The organism is Ruegeria sp. CDSA241 (genome assembly GCF_059611265.1).
In genome coordinates this window covers 42,205-61,978 of record NZ_JBXWPF010000014.1, presented here as the reverse complement: position 1 = coordinate 61,978, position 19,774 = coordinate 42,205, and the positions used below count along the sequence as shown (strand labels likewise).

The 19,774-nt window shown below is 58.8% G+C and carries 16 protein-coding genes; 4 read left to right on the top strand and 12 right to left on the bottom strand.

Going from position 1 to position 19,774, the window contains the following annotated elements:
- The first annotated feature begins 53 nt into the window (after positions 1-53).
- Positions 54-3,206, top strand: a complete 3,153-nt coding sequence (locus AC2FJV_RS13660; RefSeq protein WP_496713939.1) for a valine--tRNA ligase — start codon at positions 54-56, stop codon at positions 3,204-3,206.
- A gap of 143 nt (positions 3,207-3,349) precedes the next feature.
- On the top strand, positions 3,350-4,513 hold the full coding sequence (locus AC2FJV_RS13655; protein ID WP_496713938.1) for a benzoate/H(+) symporter BenE family transporter: 1,164 nt from the start codon (positions 3,350-3,352) through the stop codon (positions 4,511-4,513).
- A gap of 205 nt (positions 4,514-4,718) precedes the next feature.
- Here AC2FJV_RS13655 and AC2FJV_RS13650 read toward each other — a convergent pair whose 3' ends face one another.
- The gene (locus tag AC2FJV_RS13650; protein WP_496713937.1) at positions 4,719-5,501 is read right to left on the bottom strand and encodes a crotonase/enoyl-CoA hydratase family protein; all 783 of its coding nucleotides are present in this window, start codon (positions 5,499-5,501) and stop codon (positions 4,719-4,721) included.
- A 66-nt stretch (positions 5,502-5,567) separates the two neighbouring features.
- Positions 5,568-6,638, bottom strand: coding sequence for an SMP-30/gluconolactonase/LRE family protein (locus tag AC2FJV_RS13645; RefSeq protein WP_496713936.1), 1,071 nt, complete (start codon positions 6,636-6,638; stop codon positions 5,568-5,570).
- A gap of 93 nt (positions 6,639-6,731) precedes the next feature.
- Here AC2FJV_RS13645 and AC2FJV_RS13640 point away from each other — a divergent pair, with 93 nt between their 5' ends.
- Positions 6,732-7,847 carry a pyridoxal phosphate-dependent aminotransferase gene (locus AC2FJV_RS13640; protein ID WP_496713935.1) on the top strand — a complete coding sequence of 372 codons (1,116 nt, stop codon included), beginning with the start codon at positions 6,732-6,734 and terminating at the stop codon, positions 7,845-7,847.
- A 126-nt stretch (positions 7,848-7,973) separates the two neighbouring features.
- On the opposite strand, the gene AC2FJV_RS13635 is transcribed toward AC2FJV_RS13640, so the two are convergent.
- The 6 genes from AC2FJV_RS13635 to AC2FJV_RS13610 all read right to left on the bottom strand — a co-directional run bounded on the left by AC2FJV_RS13635 (position 7,974) and on the right by AC2FJV_RS13610 (position 16,773).
- Positions 7,974-9,164 (bottom strand): pyridoxal-phosphate-dependent aminotransferase family protein, encoded by a 1,191-nt coding sequence (locus AC2FJV_RS13635; RefSeq protein ID WP_496690159.1) that lies wholly within the window; start codon positions 9,162-9,164, stop codon positions 7,974-7,976.
- Between the two features lie 50 nt (positions 9,165-9,214).
- Positions 9,215-9,847, bottom strand: coding sequence for a bifunctional 4-hydroxy-2-oxoglutarate aldolase/2-dehydro-3-deoxy-phosphogluconate aldolase (locus AC2FJV_RS13630; RefSeq protein ID WP_142638043.1), 633 nt, complete (start codon positions 9,845-9,847; stop codon positions 9,215-9,217).
- 5 nt (positions 9,848-9,852) lie between these two features.
- Positions 9,853-11,658: a phosphogluconate dehydratase gene (gene edd, locus AC2FJV_RS13625; protein ID WP_496713934.1), complete on the bottom strand. Its 1,806-nt coding sequence runs from the start codon at positions 11,656-11,658 to the stop codon at positions 9,853-9,855.
- Positions 11,659-11,660: 2 nt separating this feature from the next.
- The gene (zwf, locus tag AC2FJV_RS13620) at positions 11,661-13,106 is read right to left on the bottom strand and encodes a glucose-6-phosphate dehydrogenase (protein ID WP_142638040.1); all 1,446 of its coding nucleotides are present in this window, start codon (positions 13,104-13,106) and stop codon (positions 11,661-11,663) included.
- Between the two features lie 138 nt (positions 13,107-13,244).
- Positions 13,245-15,488 carry a phosphoenolpyruvate--protein phosphotransferase gene (ptsP, locus tag AC2FJV_RS13615; RefSeq protein WP_142638037.1) on the bottom strand — a complete coding sequence of 748 codons (2,244 nt, stop codon included), beginning with the start codon at positions 15,486-15,488 and terminating at the stop codon, positions 13,245-13,247.
- A gap of 46 nt (positions 15,489-15,534) precedes the next feature.
- Positions 15,535-16,773 carry an aspartate kinase gene (locus AC2FJV_RS13610; protein WP_142638035.1) on the bottom strand — a complete coding sequence of 413 codons (1,239 nt, stop codon included), beginning with the start codon at positions 16,771-16,773 and terminating at the stop codon, positions 15,535-15,537.
- 164 nt (positions 16,774-16,937) lie between these two features.
- Here AC2FJV_RS13610 and AC2FJV_RS13605 point away from each other — a divergent pair, with 164 nt between their 5' ends.
- Positions 16,938-17,294, top strand: a complete 357-nt coding sequence (locus AC2FJV_RS13605) for a hypothetical protein (protein ID WP_271950471.1) — start codon at positions 16,938-16,940, stop codon at positions 17,292-17,294.
- Here AC2FJV_RS13605 and AC2FJV_RS13600 read toward each other — a convergent pair.
- The 4 genes from AC2FJV_RS13600 to AC2FJV_RS13585 form a co-directional block, all read right to left on the bottom strand.
- Entirely contained in the window at positions 17,288-17,926 is a 639-nt protein-coding gene (locus tag AC2FJV_RS13600; protein ID WP_281973265.1) for an SDR family NAD(P)-dependent oxidoreductase, read from the bottom strand. The genes AC2FJV_RS13605 and AC2FJV_RS13600 overlap by 7 nt on opposite strands.
- Before the next feature lie 3 nt (positions 17,927-17,929).
- Positions 17,930-18,385 (bottom strand): DUF1178 family protein, encoded by a 456-nt coding sequence (locus tag AC2FJV_RS13595; protein WP_271950473.1) that lies wholly within the window; start codon positions 18,383-18,385, stop codon positions 17,930-17,932.
- Between the two features lie 70 nt (positions 18,386-18,455).
- A complete protein-coding gene (locus tag AC2FJV_RS13590; protein WP_496713933.1) occupies positions 18,456-18,914 on the bottom strand; it encodes an NUDIX hydrolase in 459 nt (152 codons plus the stop codon).
- Positions 18,915-19,010: 96 nt separating this feature from the next.
- On the bottom strand, positions 19,011-19,769 hold the full coding sequence (locus AC2FJV_RS13585; RefSeq protein ID WP_496713932.1) for an EcsC family protein: 759 nt from the start codon (positions 19,767-19,769) through the stop codon (positions 19,011-19,013).
- Between the last annotated feature and the right edge of the window lie 5 nt (positions 19,770-19,774).

Sequence of the window (19,774 nt, the reverse complement as noted above, 5' to 3'; positions counted from 1 at the left end):
TCCTTTCGATATTGCAAGCGCTAACCCGAATTTGTTGACGCAGGACGCATCCAATGGCGATGGAAAAGACATTCAACGCGGCCGAGGCCGAGGCCCGCATTTACGAGGCCTGGGAACAGGCCGGAGCCTTCAAGGCGGGCGCGAACAGATCGCGCGATGAAAGCTTTACCATCGTGATCCCGCCACCCAACGTGACGGGGGCGCTGCATGTGGGACACGCGTTCAATAACACGCTGCAGGATATCCTGACCCGCTGGCACCGGATGCGCGGCTTCGACACGCTTTGGCAACCCGGTCAGGACCACGCGGGCATCGCCACGCAAATGCAGGTTGAAAAGATGTTGGCGGCGCAGGGCAACGAAGGGCGGCGTGAACTCGGGCGCGAGAAGTTCCTTGAGAAAGTCTGGGAATGGAAGGGTGAATACGGCGGCACGATCATTGAACAGCTCAAGCGTCTTGGCGCCAGCTGCGATTGGTCCCGCAACGCGTTTACCATGGCAGGTGCACCGGGTGACCCGCGCACAGGGCATGAGAATTCTGCAAATTTCCACGATGCCGTCATCAAGGTCTTCGTAGAAATGTACGAAAAGGGCCTGATCTATCGCGGCAAGCGTCTGGTCAACTGGGACCCGCATTTTGAGACCGCAATCTCGGATCTTGAGGTCGAGAATATCGAGGTCGCGGGCCATATGTGGCACTTCAAGTACCCGCTGGCGGGTGGTGAGACCTATACGTATGTCGAAAAGGATGAGGACGGGAATATCGTGCTTGAGGAACAGCGCGACTATATCTCAATCGCCACGACACGGCCCGAAACAATGCTGGGCGACGGCGCGGTTGCGGTTCATCCGTCAGATGAGCGCTACGCGCCAATCATAGGAAAACTATGTGAAATTCCTGTTGGACCGAAAGAGCATCGTCGGCAGATTCCGATCATTACTGATGACTATCCCGATCCCGATTTCGGCTCGGGCGCGGTGAAGATCACCGGCGCGCATGATTTCAACGACAACATGGTCGCCAAGCGTGGCGGTATTCCGATGTACCGTCTGATGGACACGCGTGGCGCATTGCGAGCCGATGGCGCGCCCTATGCCGAAGAGGCCGGCAAGGCGCAGGAATACGCGCGCGGCAAGGAGTTCACCGAGAATGAGATCGACGCAATCAACCTGATCCCCGATCACCTGCGCGGGCTTGACCGGTTCGAGGCGCGCGCCAAGGTGGTCGAAGAGATCACCAACGACGGTCTGGCCGTCATGACCCGTGCCGACAACCCGGTTCTGGGCACAAAGCTGGGTGAGGACGACGACCCGGCTGCACTCGTCCCGCTGGTCGAGAGCAAACCGATCATGCAACCCTTTGGCGACCGCTCGAAGGTCGTGATCGAACCGATGTTCACCGACCAGTGGTTCGTGGATGCCGAAAAAGTCGTCGGCCCCGCGCTGGACGCGGTCAAGGACGGCACGGTCAAGATCATCCCCGAGTCGGGCGAGAAGACCTATTACCACTGGCTGGAAAACATCGAGCCCTGGTGTATCTCGCGCCAGTTGTGGTGGGGGCATCAGATTCCGGTTTGGTATGGCCTCGACCTGTCGGCCGAAAACTTCAAAGATGACGAGAACGACGGCAACCTTGATCTGGTCGAATTGGGTCGTTTGCTGAACGAAGGCGGTATGTTGCACCGTGGCAATGTCATGGAATGCGCGTCGAGTCTGGAGGCAGTGACTGAAAAATTCCTGGACGATAATGCAAACATTCCCAGCCCGCTAAGCCACGCAACTGTAATCGAAGTTGCCGATAAGCAAGAAGCGATCCATCAATTCGCCGAAAGTCTTGCTCAGTATGCAGTTGAACAAGACCCGACGAAGCTGGTTTATCCGGTTTGGCGTGACCCCGACGTTCTCGACACCTGGTTCTCCTCCGGCCTCTGGCCCATCGGCACGCTGGGCTGGCCCGAGCAGACCGAGGAGCTGGAACGCTACTTCCCCACGGACGTTCTGATCACCGGCTTTGACATCCTGTTCTTCTGGGTCGCCCGGATGATGATGATGCAACTGGCGGTGGTCGATCAGATCCCGTTCCACACCGTCTACCTGCACCAGCTCGTCCGCGACGAGAAGGGCAAGAAGATGTCCAAGACCACCGGCAATGTCATCGACCCGCTGGAGATCGTGGACGAATTCGGCGCCGACGCGCTGCGCTTTACCAATGCCTCGATGGCGGCGATTGGCGGCGTGTTGAAACTGTCTCGCGAACGCATCACCGGCTATCGCAACTTTGGTACAAAACTTTGGAACGCTGTTCGCTTTGCCGAGATGAACGAGGTCTTCACCGACGCCGTACCGCAACTAGACGTCGCCGATCTGAAACCCAAGGCCGCCGTAAACCGTTGGATCATAGGCGAAACTGCCCGCGTACGGGCCGAGGTCGACGCCGCACTGGAAAGCTATCGTTTCAACGATGCGGCCAACGGGCTTTACGCCTTTGTATGGGGTAAGGTCTGCGACTGGTACGTTGAACTCTCCAAACCGCTGCTACAGGGTGACGATGCCGAAGCACAGGCCGAGACCCGCGCTACCATGCGCTGGGTTCTGGACCAGTGCATGGTCTTGCTGCACCCAATCATGCCCTTCGTTACCGAGGAACTGTGGGGCCTGACAGGCACGCGCGCCAAGATGGTCGTGCACGCCGACTGGCCGACTTACGGCACCGAACTGGTCGACCCAGAGGCGGACCGCGAAATGAACTGGGTGATTTCGGTGATCGAGAACACACGCTCGGCGCGTTCGCAGATGCGGGTACCAGCGGGGCTGTATGTGCCGATGCTGGTGACAGAGATTGACGCGCATGGCCAAGCTGCATGGGACCGTAACGAGGCGCTGATCAAGCGGCTGGCGCGGATCGACAGCCTGACCAAAGTGGATGCATTTCCCAAGGGGACGATCTCGATTGCCGCGCCGGGTGCGACGTTCGGCTTGCCGCTGGCAGATATCATCGATATCGGCGCCGAAAAGGAACGACTAGAGAAGGCCAAGGGCAAACTTGCCAAGGAATTGGGTGGTTTGCGCGGTCGTCTGAACAATCCGAAATTTGTGGCCTCGGCCCCGGAAGAGGTTGTCGCCGAAGCCAAAGCCAACCTCACCGCCCGTGAAGAGGAAGAGGTAAAACTGAACGAGGCGCTGGCACGTCTGGCCGAAATCGCCTGATCTTCGTCTGCTCCAAGCCGTTCAAGATACCAGACCCCGCCACGCCCGCGCTGGCGGGGTTTTCGTTCCCCGGCCCGGATTTCGCCCTGTTCACCTCCGCTTACGATTGCTAGCAAGTGCGGGTTGATAACGCTGAGGGCAGGATGACACGCGCATTTCCACCAATGCAGACCATCTCAACCGGATTGGTTGTGGCCATCGTCGGCTTTTTCAGCTCATTCCCCATTGTATTGCAGGGGCTGGATGCGATGGGTGCGTCACCGGAGGAGGCCGCATCGGGCCTGATGACCGCCGCCATCGCCATGGGGCTGGCCGCCATCGTGCTGAGCTTGCGCTACAAGTTGCCGATCAGTGTCGCCTGGTCCACGCCGGGTGTCGCGCTGTTGGCTGTATCCGCCACACCTGTCGAGGGATTCTCAGGAGCTATCGGTGCGTTCCTGTGCGCTGGCGCTTTGACGGTTGTGGCTGGGTTGTGGAATCCGCTGGGAAGGTTGGCAGCTGCAATCCCGACCACGTTAGCGCAGGCAATGCTTGCCGGGGTTCTGATGCCTCTATGTATCCTCCCGTTCAAGGCGGCCGTCGAGATTCCGTGGCAGGCGCTACCCGTAATCCTGACATGGTTCATCGCGGGGCGGTTCAACCGGCTGTTTGCGGTTCCCGCGGCAGTGATCGCAGCAGCCATTATAGTCATCCTGAACGCCGGAGATACAACGATCATGCCCGAGCGTCTGATTGCGGCACCGATCTGGGCCATGCCTACATTCTCGCTGGCCTCGGCCATAGGGATCGGAATGCCGCTGTTCATCGTCACCATGGCGACACAGAACATCCCCGGCATCGCGGTGATGCGCAGCTTTGGCTTTACGCCCGTGCCGGGCAAACTGTTCTCGGCCGTCGGAGGGGCCAGCCTGTTGTCCGCCCCGTTCGGAGCCCCCGCCACCTGCCTTGCCGCCATCACCGCCGCGATGTGCTCAAATCAGGACAGTCATCCCGATCCTGCGCTGCGCTATTGGTCGGCCATCATGGGTGGCGTATTCTATTGCCTGTTTGGTGTTTTTGCCGTGGCCATCACCGGATTTGCCACCCATGCCGATCCGTTGCTGATGGGGACGCTGGCCGGGGTCGCACTGATCGGTGTGCTGGCAAATGCGATCCACGCTGCGCTGGAGGTTGTGGCCGAGCGTGAGGCGGCGATCCTGACTTTTGCTATCACTGCGTCCGGTATCACAGTCTTCGGGCTGGGGGCCGCGGTCTGGGGTTTGCTGGCTGGTGGCATTGCCTATCTGGTGACTAACTGGCTGCGATAGCCGCTTTGCCTTGAGGCCACAGCCAAAGTAAAACCGGCCAAAATTTGGATCATTGGGAACTCTGGTGGTACGCCGGATCAAGAAAGCGCAGACCTAGGTCCAACCCAGAGAATTCATTTCAAGTAACGCTGGATCAGATGCGCAAAGCCTACACCCCACTGCCTGACGTGCAGGTCCGCGATGCGCATCGGGATTCATGTGGTGACTACTTGAACTTGGGCTTACGGCCCTGCATCTGCGCCATGACAACCTCCATCTGATCGGGTTTGCCGATCAGCTCCACCTGTTCGGCAGATTCGGCCAGCAGAACGTCGGCTCGCGAACGGGTTTCGGCCGCGTCGATCAGGCGCTTGGCGGCACGGATGGCTGAAGGGCTTTGGCCTGCGATGTCTTCAGCCAGAGCCAGCGCCTCGGTCAGAGGATCGTCCGAGAGTTTCGTGACCAGCCCCCAATCAGCCGCCTGCGGCGCGCCTATTGGGCGCGCAGTATACGTCAGCAAGCGCAGCACGTCCGAGCGCACAAGCTCGGGCAGCAGAACCATGCCGCCCATGTCGGGAATGATACCCCATTTCATCTCCATCACCGCCAATTTCGCCTCGGGGTGGGCAATGCGGATATCCGCGCCCAGTGCGATTTGCAGACCACCACCATAGGCCACACCCTGAATGGCACAGATGACTGGAACGGGGACACGGCGCCAGATCAAGGCAAGCTCCTGCATTTCGTTGGCGTCGTCATAGCTGCGGTTCATCAGCCATTCGGTTGGGTCCTTGTGGGCCATGCTGGCGAAACTGGCCATGTCGAGACCGGCGCAGAAGCTTTTACCCTCACCCGACAGCACCACGGCGCGGGCGTCGGAAACCGCCACCTCTTGCCCGGCAGACAGGATCGCCTTGATCATGGCTTCGTCCAGCGCGTTCATCTTGTCGCCACGGGTTAGCGTGACATGGGCGATATGGTCTTTGTATTCGATGGAAACGCGAGACATTGGTCCCTCCGGAAATCAGTGTTGCGTCAACCATGCCAGCAAGACGAGGACAGTGCCACCACGACGTCAGGGCAAATCAGCGACGGGCATCCGGCCATACCACGGCGAATCCAGCGTCATGACATAGAACAGGTCACCAACGACCTGACCCGCCGTGGTGATGCCCAGCCGCCCGCCGGGGTCCTGCAAGGTTTGCAGGATTGTGCCATCCCCGTCGAATTGGACGATCATGCCGCGATGAATCGGCGCCGGTCGCACCAAAGGACCCAGCCGCCAGATCACCTTGCGCAAAAAGGGATAGGGCATCAAAGCTTCACTCGGCACCCGCGGGCTGGCGAAGGCCATCCAATAAGTGCCGTCGCCCAGCGCCGTGAGGTTATCGGGGTATCCCGGCAGGTTTTCCATCAACACCTCGCGCCGCCCAGCACTCGGCCCAGTTAGCCAGAGCTTGTGCACCCGCGCACGGCCAGTTTCGGCGATCAGCAGAAAATCCGTCTGCGGGGAAAGCGCTACACCATTGGTATAGACAAAGCCCTCGGCCACCTTTTTTGTTGTGCCATCAGGGGAATAGCGGGCCACGTATCCCGTATCCGACTGCTCCCAGATGGTCAGGACCGAGGTGGCTTTGGTGCCGCCCATGGTTTCGGGATCAAACCGATCAGACGAGTTCGAGAAATAGACCGTACCGTCCGGAGCCACGTCCAACTGATTGGCATAGACCACCGGAGACCCGCCAATCTCGGACACAAGGGATACCAGCGTGCCAGGCCCGGTCCAGCGCATCAGCCCCCGGTAGCTATCTGCGATATATAGCGCGCCGTCCGGCCCAGCTTGCAGACCCAAAGGGCGCCCACCCAGGTCGTCGATCTTGACCGGGCTGTCGCCGTCGATCCGATAAAGCGCGCCGGACATGGATGTCGTGTAGATCGTGCCATCCGGCATGATCGCGATGTCTTCCGGGCCTTCCTCGCCATCCGGCAAAGAGACTAGTTCGAGGCTGTCCAAAGCGTTGTTCTCGGCAAACACGCCGGTAAAGCCCGGAGCTTCGGGCGGCTCCCAGGCCACTGGGTCCACGTCAACAGGCCAAAATATCAAATAGGCAAGCCCCACTAAAGCCAAACCAATCGCGATGCGCATGGACACTCCTTTGTTTTTGTTGGTGCCAGACTGTGGGCACTGTGCAGGCAAAGCAAGGTTGCCTGTCGGATGACCTTGCGTTTATCTGGTTGCATGACCAATCCACGCTATACCCCGCTTGCCCAATCTCTTCCTGCTTCTGTGCCTTTTGTCGGCCCTGAAACACAGGAACGACAGCGCGGTGCACCATTTGTGGCCCGGCTGGGTGCGAATGAGAATGTCTTTGGCCCTTCGCCACGCGCTATCGAGGCCATGCGGGGGGCAACTGGCGATATCTGGATGTATGGCGATCCGGAAAACCACAACCTGCGCCACGCCCTGGCTGAGTACCACTCCGTCTCACCCGAAAATATCGTGGTTGGCGAAGGCATTGATGGGTTGCTGGGCTATCTGGTGCGCTTGCTGGTTGGGCAAGGAGATACGGTTGTGACCTCGGACGGGGCCTACCCGACCTTCAACTATCACGTCGCCGGGTTTGGCGGGGTGATACACACGGTTCCCTATCGCGACGACCACGAAGACCCTCAAGCACTCTTTACCAAGGCCGCTGAGGTCGAGGCTAAGCTGGTCTATCTGGCCAATCCTGACAACCCTATGGGCAGCTGGCATTCGGGCACTGATATCGTGGCTGTATTGGATGCGCTGCCCGATGGCTGTCTGCTGGTTCTGGACGAGGCATATGTGGAATGCGCCCCCGACGGGACTGCAGCGCCAGTTGCCGCAGATGACCCGCGTGTGATCCGGATGCGCACGTTTTCCAAAGTATACGGAATGGCCGGCGCGCGTGTCGGCTATGCCATTGGGGCGTCAGACCTGATCTCGGCGTTCAACAAGGTGCGCAACCATTTCGGTATGAACAAGGCTGCACAAGTAGGCGCGTTGGCTGCGCTGCAGGATGAGGTTTGGCTGTTACAAATCCGTGCCCGCATCTCAGATGCGCGCGAGAGGATCAACGCGATAGCGTTGGAGAACGGGCTGCACCCTTTACCCTCAGCCACCAATTTCGTGGCCATTGATTGCGGTCAGGATGGGGTGTTTGCCAAGGCTGTTCTGGAGTCGCTGGTGGCGCAGGGGGTTTTCGTTCGGATGCCCTTTGCCGCGCCTCAGAACAGGTGCATTCGAGTGAGCTGCGGCGATGCCTCCAATCTAGGGGCTTTTGCCGCCTCTTTGCCAAAAGCGCTTGCTGACGCCCGGGCGCTGAACGTCTGAAGCTCTCGCTTATGGCCATCGGGACGGGGGGGCTGTCTGCCCCCATCGCGCCGTTTGCGCGATTCCCCCCGAAAGTATTTTGAGTCAGATGAAGATACAGATTAGCACTGAGATCGGGGGCTGGTCTCAGGTCACAAGCGCGGTGGCGGCGGCTTCTAACGCACCCGTGCCGCGCGGAATATCAAGGGCGGCCATGGCAGTTTCCACGCCGCCAAGCATCGCCATGACCATCTGTGCATTGATGTGTCCCATATGGCCCAGGCGAAAACAGCCGTCCCAATCTTCCATCCCGAGGCCTATTCCCAAAGTCAGGCCCAGCGATTGTTCGGTATAGGACCGCAATGGGGTTCCGAGCCCTCCACTCAGGCACAGCGCGGTGACCGCATGACTTCGGTCTGCGCGGTCAGCTACATTCAACGACAGCGCACCGCCCTGTGCCCAGATTTCGCAGGCGGTCCAGATTGCCTGAGCGAGGCGTTGATGGCGCGCCCAGACATTTTCGATCCCTTCCGCGTGGATCAGGTCGAGCGCGGCCCGCAGCCCATAGAGATGATGGGTCGGCGCGGTACCATCGAAGTATTGGTAGAATAGCTCGGGATTGGCTCGTGGCTGCCAGTCCCAATACCGGGAAACACGCGGCATTGCGGCCCGTTTTGCCTGCGCCTTGTCGTTGAAGAATACAAACCCCACGCCCGGTGGGGTCATCAGCCCTTTTTGACAGGCGGTAACAGTCACGTCGACACCCCAGGCATCCATCTCGAATTGCTCACATCCCAGCGAGGCGATGCAGTCCGCCATCACCAGCGCCGGGTGACCCAGATCATCCAGCAACGCGCGCAGCGCCGGGAGGTTGTTGCGAATTGAGCTCGAGGTATCCACGTGAACTGCAAGTATAGCCTTGATATCATACGATGAATCAGCGCGTAGCACCTCGGCAATGCGATCGAAACCCCAGACCGAGCTGGTTCCGAAATCAATCACATCCACTTTGGCGCCGATCCCTTCGGCCATTTCGGCCCATCCATGGGTAAACCGCCCCGATGCGGGGGCAAGCACTGTCTCACCGGGCGCGATGGTGTTCGACAGTGCCGCCTCCCACGTGCCATGGCCGTTGGCAATGTAGATGGCCACGTTATGGACCGTGCGGGCAACGCGACGCAGATCGCGGATCAGATCGGGCATCATCTCGATCAATTCGCCATCGTAGATATTAGGTGACGGTCGGTGCATCGCCTGCAGCACAGCGTCAGGCATGACCGAGGGGCCTGGAATGGCCAGATACTCGCGCCCACGCGCGAGGGAGATTGGATGTGTCATGGGATCAACCTGTTTGAATTGGCCCTACCCTAACGTGGCCAATTTCGGCGTCAATCCATCAGCTTGGCGGCATCCCGGGCAAGCGTTTCGATCCCGGACCAGTTGCCTTCTGCGACCATCTGTTTGGGTGCTACCCAGCTGCCGCCCGCACAGATCACGTTGGACAAAGACAGGTAATCTCGGGCATTTGAAGGCGATACACCGCCCGTTGGGCAGAAGGTGATTTGCGGCAAGGGCGCGCCGATAGCCTTGAGCGCAGGCGCCCCGCCCGAGGCCTCGGCCGGGAAGAATTTCAGCATGTCATAGCCTTTTTCCAGCAGGGCCATCGCCTCGGTGGCGGTTGCGGCGCCGGGCAGCAGGGGCAGGTCTTGGGCTTCACATGCGGCGATCAGGGCGTCGGTGGCACCGGGCGAGACGCCAAACTGCGCGCCAGCCTCTTTCGCGGCGCGCACGTCATCCGGCGTGATCAATGTACCCGCCCCGACGACGCCACCGGGAACCTGCGCCATCGCCCGGATCGCATCGAGCGCAGCCGGGGTGCGCAAGGTCACTTCGAGCGCAGGAAGACCGCCCGCGACCAGAGCTTCGGCCAGAGGTCGTGCGCTGGCGGCGTCGTCAATTACAAGAACCGGGACAATCGGGGCAAGGGCACAGATTTCACGGGTGCGTTGTGTCTTGGACATAGGTCTTACACTCCGAAGATGCTGGCGCCGGTATCCGCGGTGCCTACAGCGTTGCGAAACGCGCCGAACAGATCGCGCCCGACACCATGTTGGTTGGCAGAAAGGTCAGCCGTGGCCGGAGTGCGGTCAAGCACACCTGGGGTGAGGATTTCGAGCGCGCCGTTTACGGCATCCACGCGCAGAATGTCGCCGTCCTGCAAATAGGCGATCGCGCCGCCATCCAGAGCCTCGGGGCAGATATGAATGGCAGCGGGAACCTTGCCGGAGGCGCCGGACATACGGCCATCGGTCACCAGCGCCACCTTTTGCCCCCGGCCCTGAAGGATCGACAGCATCGGCGTCAATGAATGCAATTCGGGCATGCCATTCGCTTTGGGTCCCTGAAAGCGCACAACGACGATGACGTCATCCGTGAACTCTCCGGCTTTGAACGCCGCCTTGACCGCATCCTGAGTTTGGAACACCCGTACCGGGGCCTCGACCACCTGATGCTCGGGGGCAACCGCCGAAACCTTCATCACTCCGGTACCCAGATTGCCGCTGAGCCGCGAGAGACCTCCTGTAGGTTGGAACGGGTCATTAGCGGGGCGCAATATCTTGTCATTCAGGCTGTGGCCTGCGCCGTCCTCCCAGGTCAGATCGCCGTCTTTCAGCTTGGGTTCTTTGGTATAATTGTGCAGCCCCTGCCCCGCGACGGTCAGCGTGTCGGGGTGCAGCAACCCGTCTTCGAGCAGCGTGCCAATGCAATAGCCCAGCCCGCCCGCGGCGTGGAAATGGTTCACATCAGCCAGTCCGTTGGGGTAGACCCGCGCAACCAAAGGCACCACGGCGGAGATTTCGGAAAAATCCTGCCAATCCAGCACGATGCCGCCCGCGCGCGCCATCGCGATCAGGTGGATCAGCAGGTTTGTCGACCCGCCCGTGGCCATCAGACCGACGATGCCGTTCACAAAGGCACGTTCGTCAAGTATCTGGCAGACCGGCGCATAGTTGTTGCCCAGCGCACTGAGCGACAGAGCACGGCGCGCACCTTCTTCAGTCAGCGCATCGCGCAGCGGTGTGTTTGGATTAACAAAGCTGGATCCCGGAAGGTGCAGGCCCATGAACTCCATCAGCATCTGGTTGGTATTGGCGGTGCCATAAAAGGTGCAGGTGCCGGGGCCATGATAGGCGGCCATCTCGGCGGCCATGAGTTCGGCGCGGTTGATCTCTCCGGCGGCGAATTTCTGGCGGATCTTGGCCTTTTCGTCATTTGGCAAACCGCTGATCATCGGGCCTGCGGGCAGGAATACAGCAGGCAGATGGCCGAACGCCTGCGCGCCGATCACAAGGCCGGGCACGATCTTGTCGCAGACCCCCAGAAACACGGCAGCGTCATAAGTGTTGTGGCTCAGCGCCACCCCTGTGGCCAGCGCGATCACATCACGCGAGAACAGCGACAATTCCATTCCCGCCTCGCCCTGCGTGACGCCGTCACACATTGCCGGTACGCCACCTGCCACCTGTGCGGTTCCACCTGCGGCGCGGATCGCATCGCGGATCAGGCCGGGATAGCGCTCGAACGGCTGATGGGCCGACAGCATGTCGTTATAGGCAGTAACAATGCCCAAATTGCCCGCCGTACCAGTGGCCATCGATTGTTGGTCATCGCCTGCGCCGGCATAGGCGTGGGCCTGACCGCTGCAGGACAGATGCGCCCGCGCCGGGCCTTTGGCCCGGGCCTGTTCCATCCGCTCAAGATGCGGGCCACGCAAATCGGCGCTGCGCGCTATAATCCGTTGCGTGACGTCGGTGATAACTGAATTAACCATGTCTAACCTCCGATCTGACGCCAGCGGCGCCCGTCGCGATGCATCAGCATCAGAGCTTCTTCAGGCCCGGAACTGCCTTGATCATATTTCGATGGCCGGTCACCCCGGTTTTCCCAACCCTGAATAATAGGGTCAACCCAAGCCCAGGCGGCTTCGGCCTCGTCGCCACGCATGAACAGGGTCTGGTCACCGCGGATCACATCCATCACCAGCCGTTCATAAGCGTCCTGAGCCCGCGCATCTGCGCCCAGCGCCTCGGCAAAACTCATATCCAGCGACACATCCGACAGGCGGAACCCGCCCGGACCGGGATCTTTGATGGTGGTGCGCAGGGTGATCCCTTCGTCCGGTTGCAGACGGATCACCAGCACATTTCCATGCAATGGTCCTACATTGGGGAAGATAGTGTGTGGAGGATCCTTGAAGTAGACGGCGATTTCCGACTCGCGCGCACGCAAACGTTTTCCGGTGCGCAGATAAAAAGGCACCCCAGCCCAACGCCAGTTACCCAAATGAACCTTTAGCGCAATATAGCTTTCTGTCCGGCTTGCAGGGTTGCCGACATGGTCCAGATACCCGTCACCGCCCTCGCCCGTGCGGTATTGACCGCGGGCGATATCCGCAGGCATCACCGGCTCAAGCGCCTCGATCACTTTGACCTTTTCATCGCGAACCGCGTTGGGAGAGAACTTGGACGGCGGCTCCATCGCTGTCAGGCACAGCAGCTGTACCAAGTGGTTCTGGATCATATCCCGCATTGCACCCGACTGATCGTAATAGGCCCCGCGCCCCTCGACGCCGACGGTTTCAGCCACTGTGATCTGGACGTGGTCGACATGTGTTGCGTTCCACAACGGCTCGAACAGGGAATTGGCAAAGCGCAGGGCCATCAGGTTCTGCACGGTCTCTTTGCCCAAATAGTGATCGATCCTATAGATCTGATGTTCTTCGAAACAGGCGCGCAGCCCTTCGTTCAGCGCCTTGGCCGAGGCCAGATCATGACCAAACGGCTTTTCCACAACGATACGACTGTCAGGCGTTGCAAGATCGTGATCGTTCAGCCGTTTCGCAATGCCCGAGAACAAGCTTGGGCCGACAGAAAGGTAAAACGCTCGCACAACGTCTGGGCGCAATGACTTGGCCAGATTGTCCCAGCCTGCATCACCCAAGGCATCAACCTGTACATATTCCACGCGTGACAGAAAGCGGTCCAGAACGTCTTTTTTGAATTCCGGCGCGAACTCTTTCATCGAGGCGCGTATCTGATCCCGAAACGCGTCGCTATCAATGGCGGATCGGGCAGACCCGATAATCCGGGCTTCGTCTGGCATCTGGCCGACTTCGAAACGATGACACAAACCCGGCAGGATTTTTCGCTGCGCCAGATCACCGGTCGCGCCAAACAGCACCAGATCGAACGGGTTAACGGGAATTACGCGTGAAACCATCGTCGGGCTCCTTCAATCCTCTGCTGAACCACAATAGCACTTAAAGCTAACAGCGCCGGTGAATAGAAAATGTTATCGCTAACATTCACCATTTCCTTAGGCAAAGCGAGAAAAGAAAGCAAGGGTGGATTTGACGCACTACCCCTGGCTGCGTAACCATTCCATCACAGCCGGCCGCACGGATTGCTCTCCGCGATGACGAGCGTCCGATATGATCTTGCGCACTGCTTGCAGATCTGCCCGCAACAATACGCTTTTGACCGGCCCAATCGACGCCGGGCGCATCGACAACGTCCGGATTCCCATCGCGGCCAGACACAGTGCCTCGACCGGGCGTCCTGCGTCTTCACCGCAGAAGCTGAGTGGCGTATCCGAGATGTTGCAGCGTTCTACGATCCGTTCGATAAAAGTCAGGAAACTGACATTCAGCGAGTCATAGCGGCGGCGGACCAACTCGTTTTCACGGTCGGCAGCAAAGAAGAACTGTTTCAGATCATTGCCACCAATCGAAATGAAATCGACTTCGTCAAAAAACTTCTGCGGTGCAAAAGCGAGTGAGGGTGTTTCCAACATCGCTCCGACTTCAATACTTTCAGGCAGGGCATGGCCCAGACGTTTCTCGCGGTCGATGGTCTTATTCACTTCCCATCGCGCTTCATAATACTCTTCCGCTTGTGCCACGAATGGGAACATGACCGTCAACGGACGACCATTGGCGGCCCGGATCAGAGCCTGCAGCTGCATCCTCATCACGCCGCGTTTATCCAGGCCAACCCGAATTGCGCGCCAGCCTAAGGCCGGGTTCGGCTCCTCGATGTGTTTCATGTAGGGCAGAACTTTGTCGGACCCGATATCCAGCGTGCGAAATACCACACGCTTTTTATCGGCCGCATCCAGAACCCGCTGATATTGCGTCACAAGCTCGGAACGCTTGGGCATCTTATTGCGGATCAGGAACTGCAGCTCGGTACGAAACAGGCCCACTCCTTCGGCACCGGAATTGTTCAGCGAAGGCAGGTCCGCCATCAGACCCGCGTTCATCACCAGATTGATCCGCTCTCCATCCCGCGTCACCGTTGGCGTTTCGCGGATTGAGGCATAGCGTTCCTGCGCCTTGGCCTGCATCGCGACCTTATCGCGGAACGCGCTGACCACGGTATCTTCTGGTCTGAGCTGCACAGTGCCCTGATCGCCATCAACCAGGATATGGTCTCCGTTCAGGGCCTCGGTCGTAATGCGCCCAACATGGACCACCAGTGGTATGGCCAAAGCACGGGCAACAATGGTGGCATGGCTTCCGACCGAGCCCTCTTCGAGCACGATGCCTTTCAAGGACCGGCCATATTCCAGCAGGTCACCTGGACCGATATTCCGGGCAACCAGGATTGGGTCCGGTGGCAGGTCGGCACTGTTTGTCTGTCCTTGCCCGGTCAAAATGCGCAGCAGACGGTTGCTGAGATCGTCCAAATCCGCCAATCGCTCGCGCAGATAGGGGTCGGAGACTTGGCTCATGCGCGCGCGCGCCTGGGATTGTTCCTTTTCCACCGCAGCTTCGGCGCTAAGCCCAAGTGCAATGTCCTCTTCCATCCGGCGCATCCAACCTTTGGAGTTGGCGAACATGCGATAGGCTTCCAGAACCTGCAGCTGTTCCTTGTCGCCGTTCTTGGATATCTCGAGCATCTTGTCGACACCGACGCGCAATTCTTCAACCGCCTCGGTCAGACGTTCTTGTTCGCGATGCGGGTCATCGGCAATCGGGTTGGTAACAACAACGCGCGGTTCGTGCAGCCAGACATGGCCTTCGGCGGAGCCCTCTTGTGCAGGGCCGCCTGTAAACTGAACCGGTTGCTGGTGGCGTGGCGACAGGGCCGCGCCCTCGCCAACGAATGCTCCCAGTTCAGCCATTTCGGCCAGAACCATTGCAACCACTTCCAGCGCATAAACTTCATCCGCAGAATATTCGCGCGCGTTTCGGGACTGAACAACCAGAACGCCAAGCTTTTCACCCAGCCGCTGAATCGGCACACCCAGAAAAGACGAGAAACGCTCCTCGCCCGTTTCCGGCATATAGCGAAAGCCCTTGGCTGACGGCGCATCGGGCGTATTCACGATTTTGCCGGATTTCGCGACGCGCCCCACCAGTCCTTCGCCCATGCGCATACGGGTCTTATGAACAGCCTCGGGCGACAGGCCTTCGGTCGCACAAAGTTCCAGGGTTTCTTCGTCGCGGAACAGATAGATCGAGCAGACTTCGGCCCGGATACTGTCTGCGATCAGGTGAGTGATCCGGTCAAGACGTTCCTGACCGGCAGCTTCGCTCGCCATCTCTTCACGCAGCCGCCCCAGCAGCTTACGGGATTCTGTTTCAGTGCCGTCTGCCATAGCCCAACCAGTCTAAGGTTTCAGGCGTGACCCTTGGCTGAATTGCTCAGGCCGCCTTGTCCAATTCAAAGGCATCATGCAGTGCCTGAACCGCAAGTTCCATGTATTTCCTGTCTACCAAGACGGAAATTTTTATCTCAGAGGTTGTAATGACCTTGATGTTGATACCCTCATCCGAGAGTATCTTGAACATTTTGGCCGCAACACCCGATTGCGAACGCATTCCAATCCCGACCACAGAAACCTTGCAGACATCATTATCTGCGACCAGGTCGGCATAGTTCAGCTCTCCCCGGTCTTTCACAGCCAACAGCGCCTTTTCGGCGCGCGTCACCTGATCCGTGGGGCAGGAAAAGGTCATATCCGTGCGCCCTTCGTCCGAGATGTTCTGAACGATCATATCCACATTCACGCCCGCGTCGCTAAGCGCCGTAAAGATGATCGAGGCGATACCGGGGCGGTCCGCCACGGAAACGACGGTCATCTTGGCCTCGTCACGAGAATAGGCCACACCGGCCACAACATTGGATTCCATGATATCCTCCTCGTCGCAGACCAGCGTACCAGCCTCGTCGGATTGTTCTTCAAAACTTGAGAGAACGCGCAATTTCACTTTATATCGCATCGCCAGCTCAACCGAGCGGGTTTGCAGCACCTTAGCCCCAAGCGAGGCCAGTTCCAGCATTTCTTCGAATGAGATCCGATCCAGCTTACGCGCTTTTTGGCAGATGCGCGGGTCGGTCGTGTAAACGCCGTCTACATCGGTATAGATGTCGCAGCGCTCGGCCCCGAATGCGGCAGCAAAGGCCACCGCAGTGGTATCCGACCCGCCACGGCCCAGTGTCGTGATACGGCCTTCAGGGCTGAGACCCTGGAAACCCGCGACAACGGCCACTTTCATGCCCTCGCCGAATTTCTGGTTCAGGTTGTCGGTCGGGATATCCTCGATCCGGGCCTGGCTGTGGGCGCTGGTGGTCAGCAACGGCACCTGCCAGCCCTGCCAACTGCGGGCTGGTACGTCCATCTCTTGCAATGTCAGCGCCATAAGGCCGGCGGTGACGTTTTCCCCCGAAGACACCACGGCGTCATATTCGCGCGCATCAAACAGTGGCGAGGTTTCGTTGACCCAGCCCACCAGCTCGTTGGTCTTGCCCGACATGGCCGAGACGATGACGATCACGTCATAACCCTTGGCCACCTCAACGCCGATGCGCTTTGCAGCACGGCGGATACGGTCCAGATTTGCGACGGATGTGCCGCCGAATTTCATCACGAGTACGGGCATGGGGGCTGATGTCTCCGCGCCTTGGAATTCAGATCCCGTGCGTCTTATGCGAGGGGGGCCGCAAGAGCAAGAGTGCAATACCGCATCAGTCGGGGCCTAGCATCGCTTTACAACCGCGTATGACGGTGTAAGCCTGACGCATCAAATTCACTACGAGGTATTCAATGCACCGTCTTGCCCTTGTCCTTGCCCTATTTTCCACACCTGCGGCGGCGCAAGTCGCCTCGCTGACCGGCACCGACGGTCAAAACGCCTTGGGGAAAGTGCCCTGTGCGACCAGCCCAGGCGAGGCGATGCGCACTTGCAACGCCGAAATGCGGCGCCGTGACGACGGCAGCTCTACGCTTGCGGTTGCGATGGGAAATGGCGAAGTCCGCAACATCTATTTCTCCGATGGTATCCCGGATTCAACAAATTCGGCAGCTAAGATCACCTATGAAAACCGAGGCGATATTATGGTGATTTTCGTTGATCCCGGTGAGGTATATGAGATCCCTAAAGTCGCTCTTGCCCGTCAGTAAGGGTGCGACTGGCCTTCATAGGTTTCAAAGCACCCAGTACTTTCAAGTGACAGAGTATCGAAACGGTTGATTAGGCCCTGAACAGCCTTATCAACCGTGATATCAGCCCCGGTCCCACCCATATCCGTCTGAACCCAGCCGGGATGGTAAATGCCTACTGAAATGCCGTCGCCGCGCAGGTCCACAGCAAGATTGCGCCCCAGGTTCAGAACCGCCGCCTTGGACGAGCGGTAGATATAGCTGCCACCAGGCGCCCGCGTGTGCGAGGCCATCTGCGAGGATAAAATCGCAATCTTTCCCTGTGCCGCGCGCAGATTGGGCAACAAGGCCTGAACTGTCAGAAAGACCCCCGTCACATTGGCAGCGAAACTCTGCGCCCACATTTCGGCGGGGTAGCCATCGATGGTTTGGGATTTATCCAGATATACACCGGCATTGCAGACCAGCAGATCAACAGGGCGCATTGCCAGTTTTTCCGCCATCGCTTTATGTTGTTTTGGGTCTGTTACATCCAGCGCCACCTCCGCGCTGCCATCCCGAGCCGTGCCCGTTACATCGCATCCTTGCGCCCGATACCTGTCCGCCAGAACCTTTCCGATCCCCCGCCCAGCACCGGTGATAACAACATGCATGGGCTAGTTCGTCTTGCGCGAAGGTACGAAAGGCAGCGGCGCAACAGGAACGCCGTCATCGATCAATGCCCTGGCTTCTTCTGGCTTGGCCTCGCCATAGATCGCACGTTCCGGCGCGTCGCCCAAATGTATCTTACGGGCCTCTTTGGCAAAATCTTTGCCAACATAATCCGAGTTGTCCTCGACTTTGCGCCGCAGCTCAGAAAGGGCTTTCTCGACATCAACGCTTGGCGTTGCCATGTTGACGACCTCATCCCGAGATGCCGGAACCGTGGTACGAGATTCGACCGTACGTCCGGGGCGGACACGCGGGGTCATGATTGCTTTTTCAACTTGCGGATCACCGCACACAGCGCATGTCACCATGCCCGCGGCGGCAAGTTTGTCGTAAGCGGCGGCTGATTGAAACCAACTGTCAAAGCTGTGACCGCTATTACATTTCAACGCATATTGAATCATGTTCTGTCCAGATGTCGGATGCCAAATAGATACCAACCACTATTGCAATGGCAAGCCCCTGAGGGGGACATCAGTGATACAAATGCTCTACATTGCGTAACAATGATGCAAGATCGGGCGAATTAACCCGAGAGGCGGCATGTCCCAGCGAAAACCACCTGCGCTTGCGCTCTTGCCATTCAGGGTATCGCGCGGCCAGGGATTTGACCACCAGCGGATAGACATCGACCAGATAAACCGCTGATCCTTTCTTGTACCTCCGCTTGTAATGCAGGAACTGCCCAAAGGCATTTGGAGTGCAAGTACCGATCACACCCGCCTCTTCCCAGGCTTCTTGACTGGCTGTCCCGGAGGGTGAGAGGCCTTCGATCAAATTCCCCTTGGGTATTATCCAACGACCGGAACCACGCGTTGTAATGAGCAACACTTGAGGCGTGCCGCGTTGGACACGATAGCACAGAGCTGCCGATTGCCGTACGACTCGTACAGTGCCCGCTTGATGCAGGTTGAGTTGCCTTTGCTCGATCACGTCCTGCTGCCTCTCCAGGGAACGTTTTATCCGCCTGCCCGGTGCGCTTTTGCGCTTATTTATCGGACCTGCGCCTGAAGAATGCCATGTGAAGCGTTATTTTTCAATCCCTTGCATCCGCGCCTCAAGTTTGCGGATCAGAACCTCATGCGGAATATCGGCATCTACTGACAGCCGCCTCAGGCCAAAATGGACGCGGGCGATCTGTTGGTAATAGCGTGTATAGACATAATTCGTACCGCCGCCGGCTATGGCGCCCAACACAGGCACAGATTGCGCAGCCAGTTTTTGCCCCAAAACCACCGCCAGTTTCGGGGCAACGGCAGATATCAGCTTTTGCAAAGCTGGGCCTGTCAGGGTCAGGCGCGCCGAAAAGAAACCCAGATCCGCACCGTCATCGAAAGACATCGGACCAGCGGCTGACAATACCCGGACACAGTCGAATTTGACACCATCCTCAGAAGGGTCAAACCCTTCGCGCGCCGCAGCGCCCTGAATTGAACGCAGCAGCATGGTCGTGGTTGCCGGTAACTCCATCATTGCGGTCGGAACGCCACCGATACCGCCTGCAGCTCCCATGGCTGTCGTCAGGGCCGTATTGACCCATGGCAACTGATCGGGCACCGCCCTACGCGACCCTTCAGCCGCGTTCATCGCAATCCAAAGCGCCTTTTCTGTCGCCCCAGTTAGGGCTTCGCGCACAGATGGCGGCAGCTGTTCAAGCAACGACTCTGCCGAGCCACCGACACTGTTCAACAGCTTAACGCCCGGCCCTCCGGCGGATTGGTAAAATCCGGCCAAACGGTCCAGTTCCGCTTCGGCATTGAGTTTTCCGACAAGAACCATGTCCTGCATAAGTA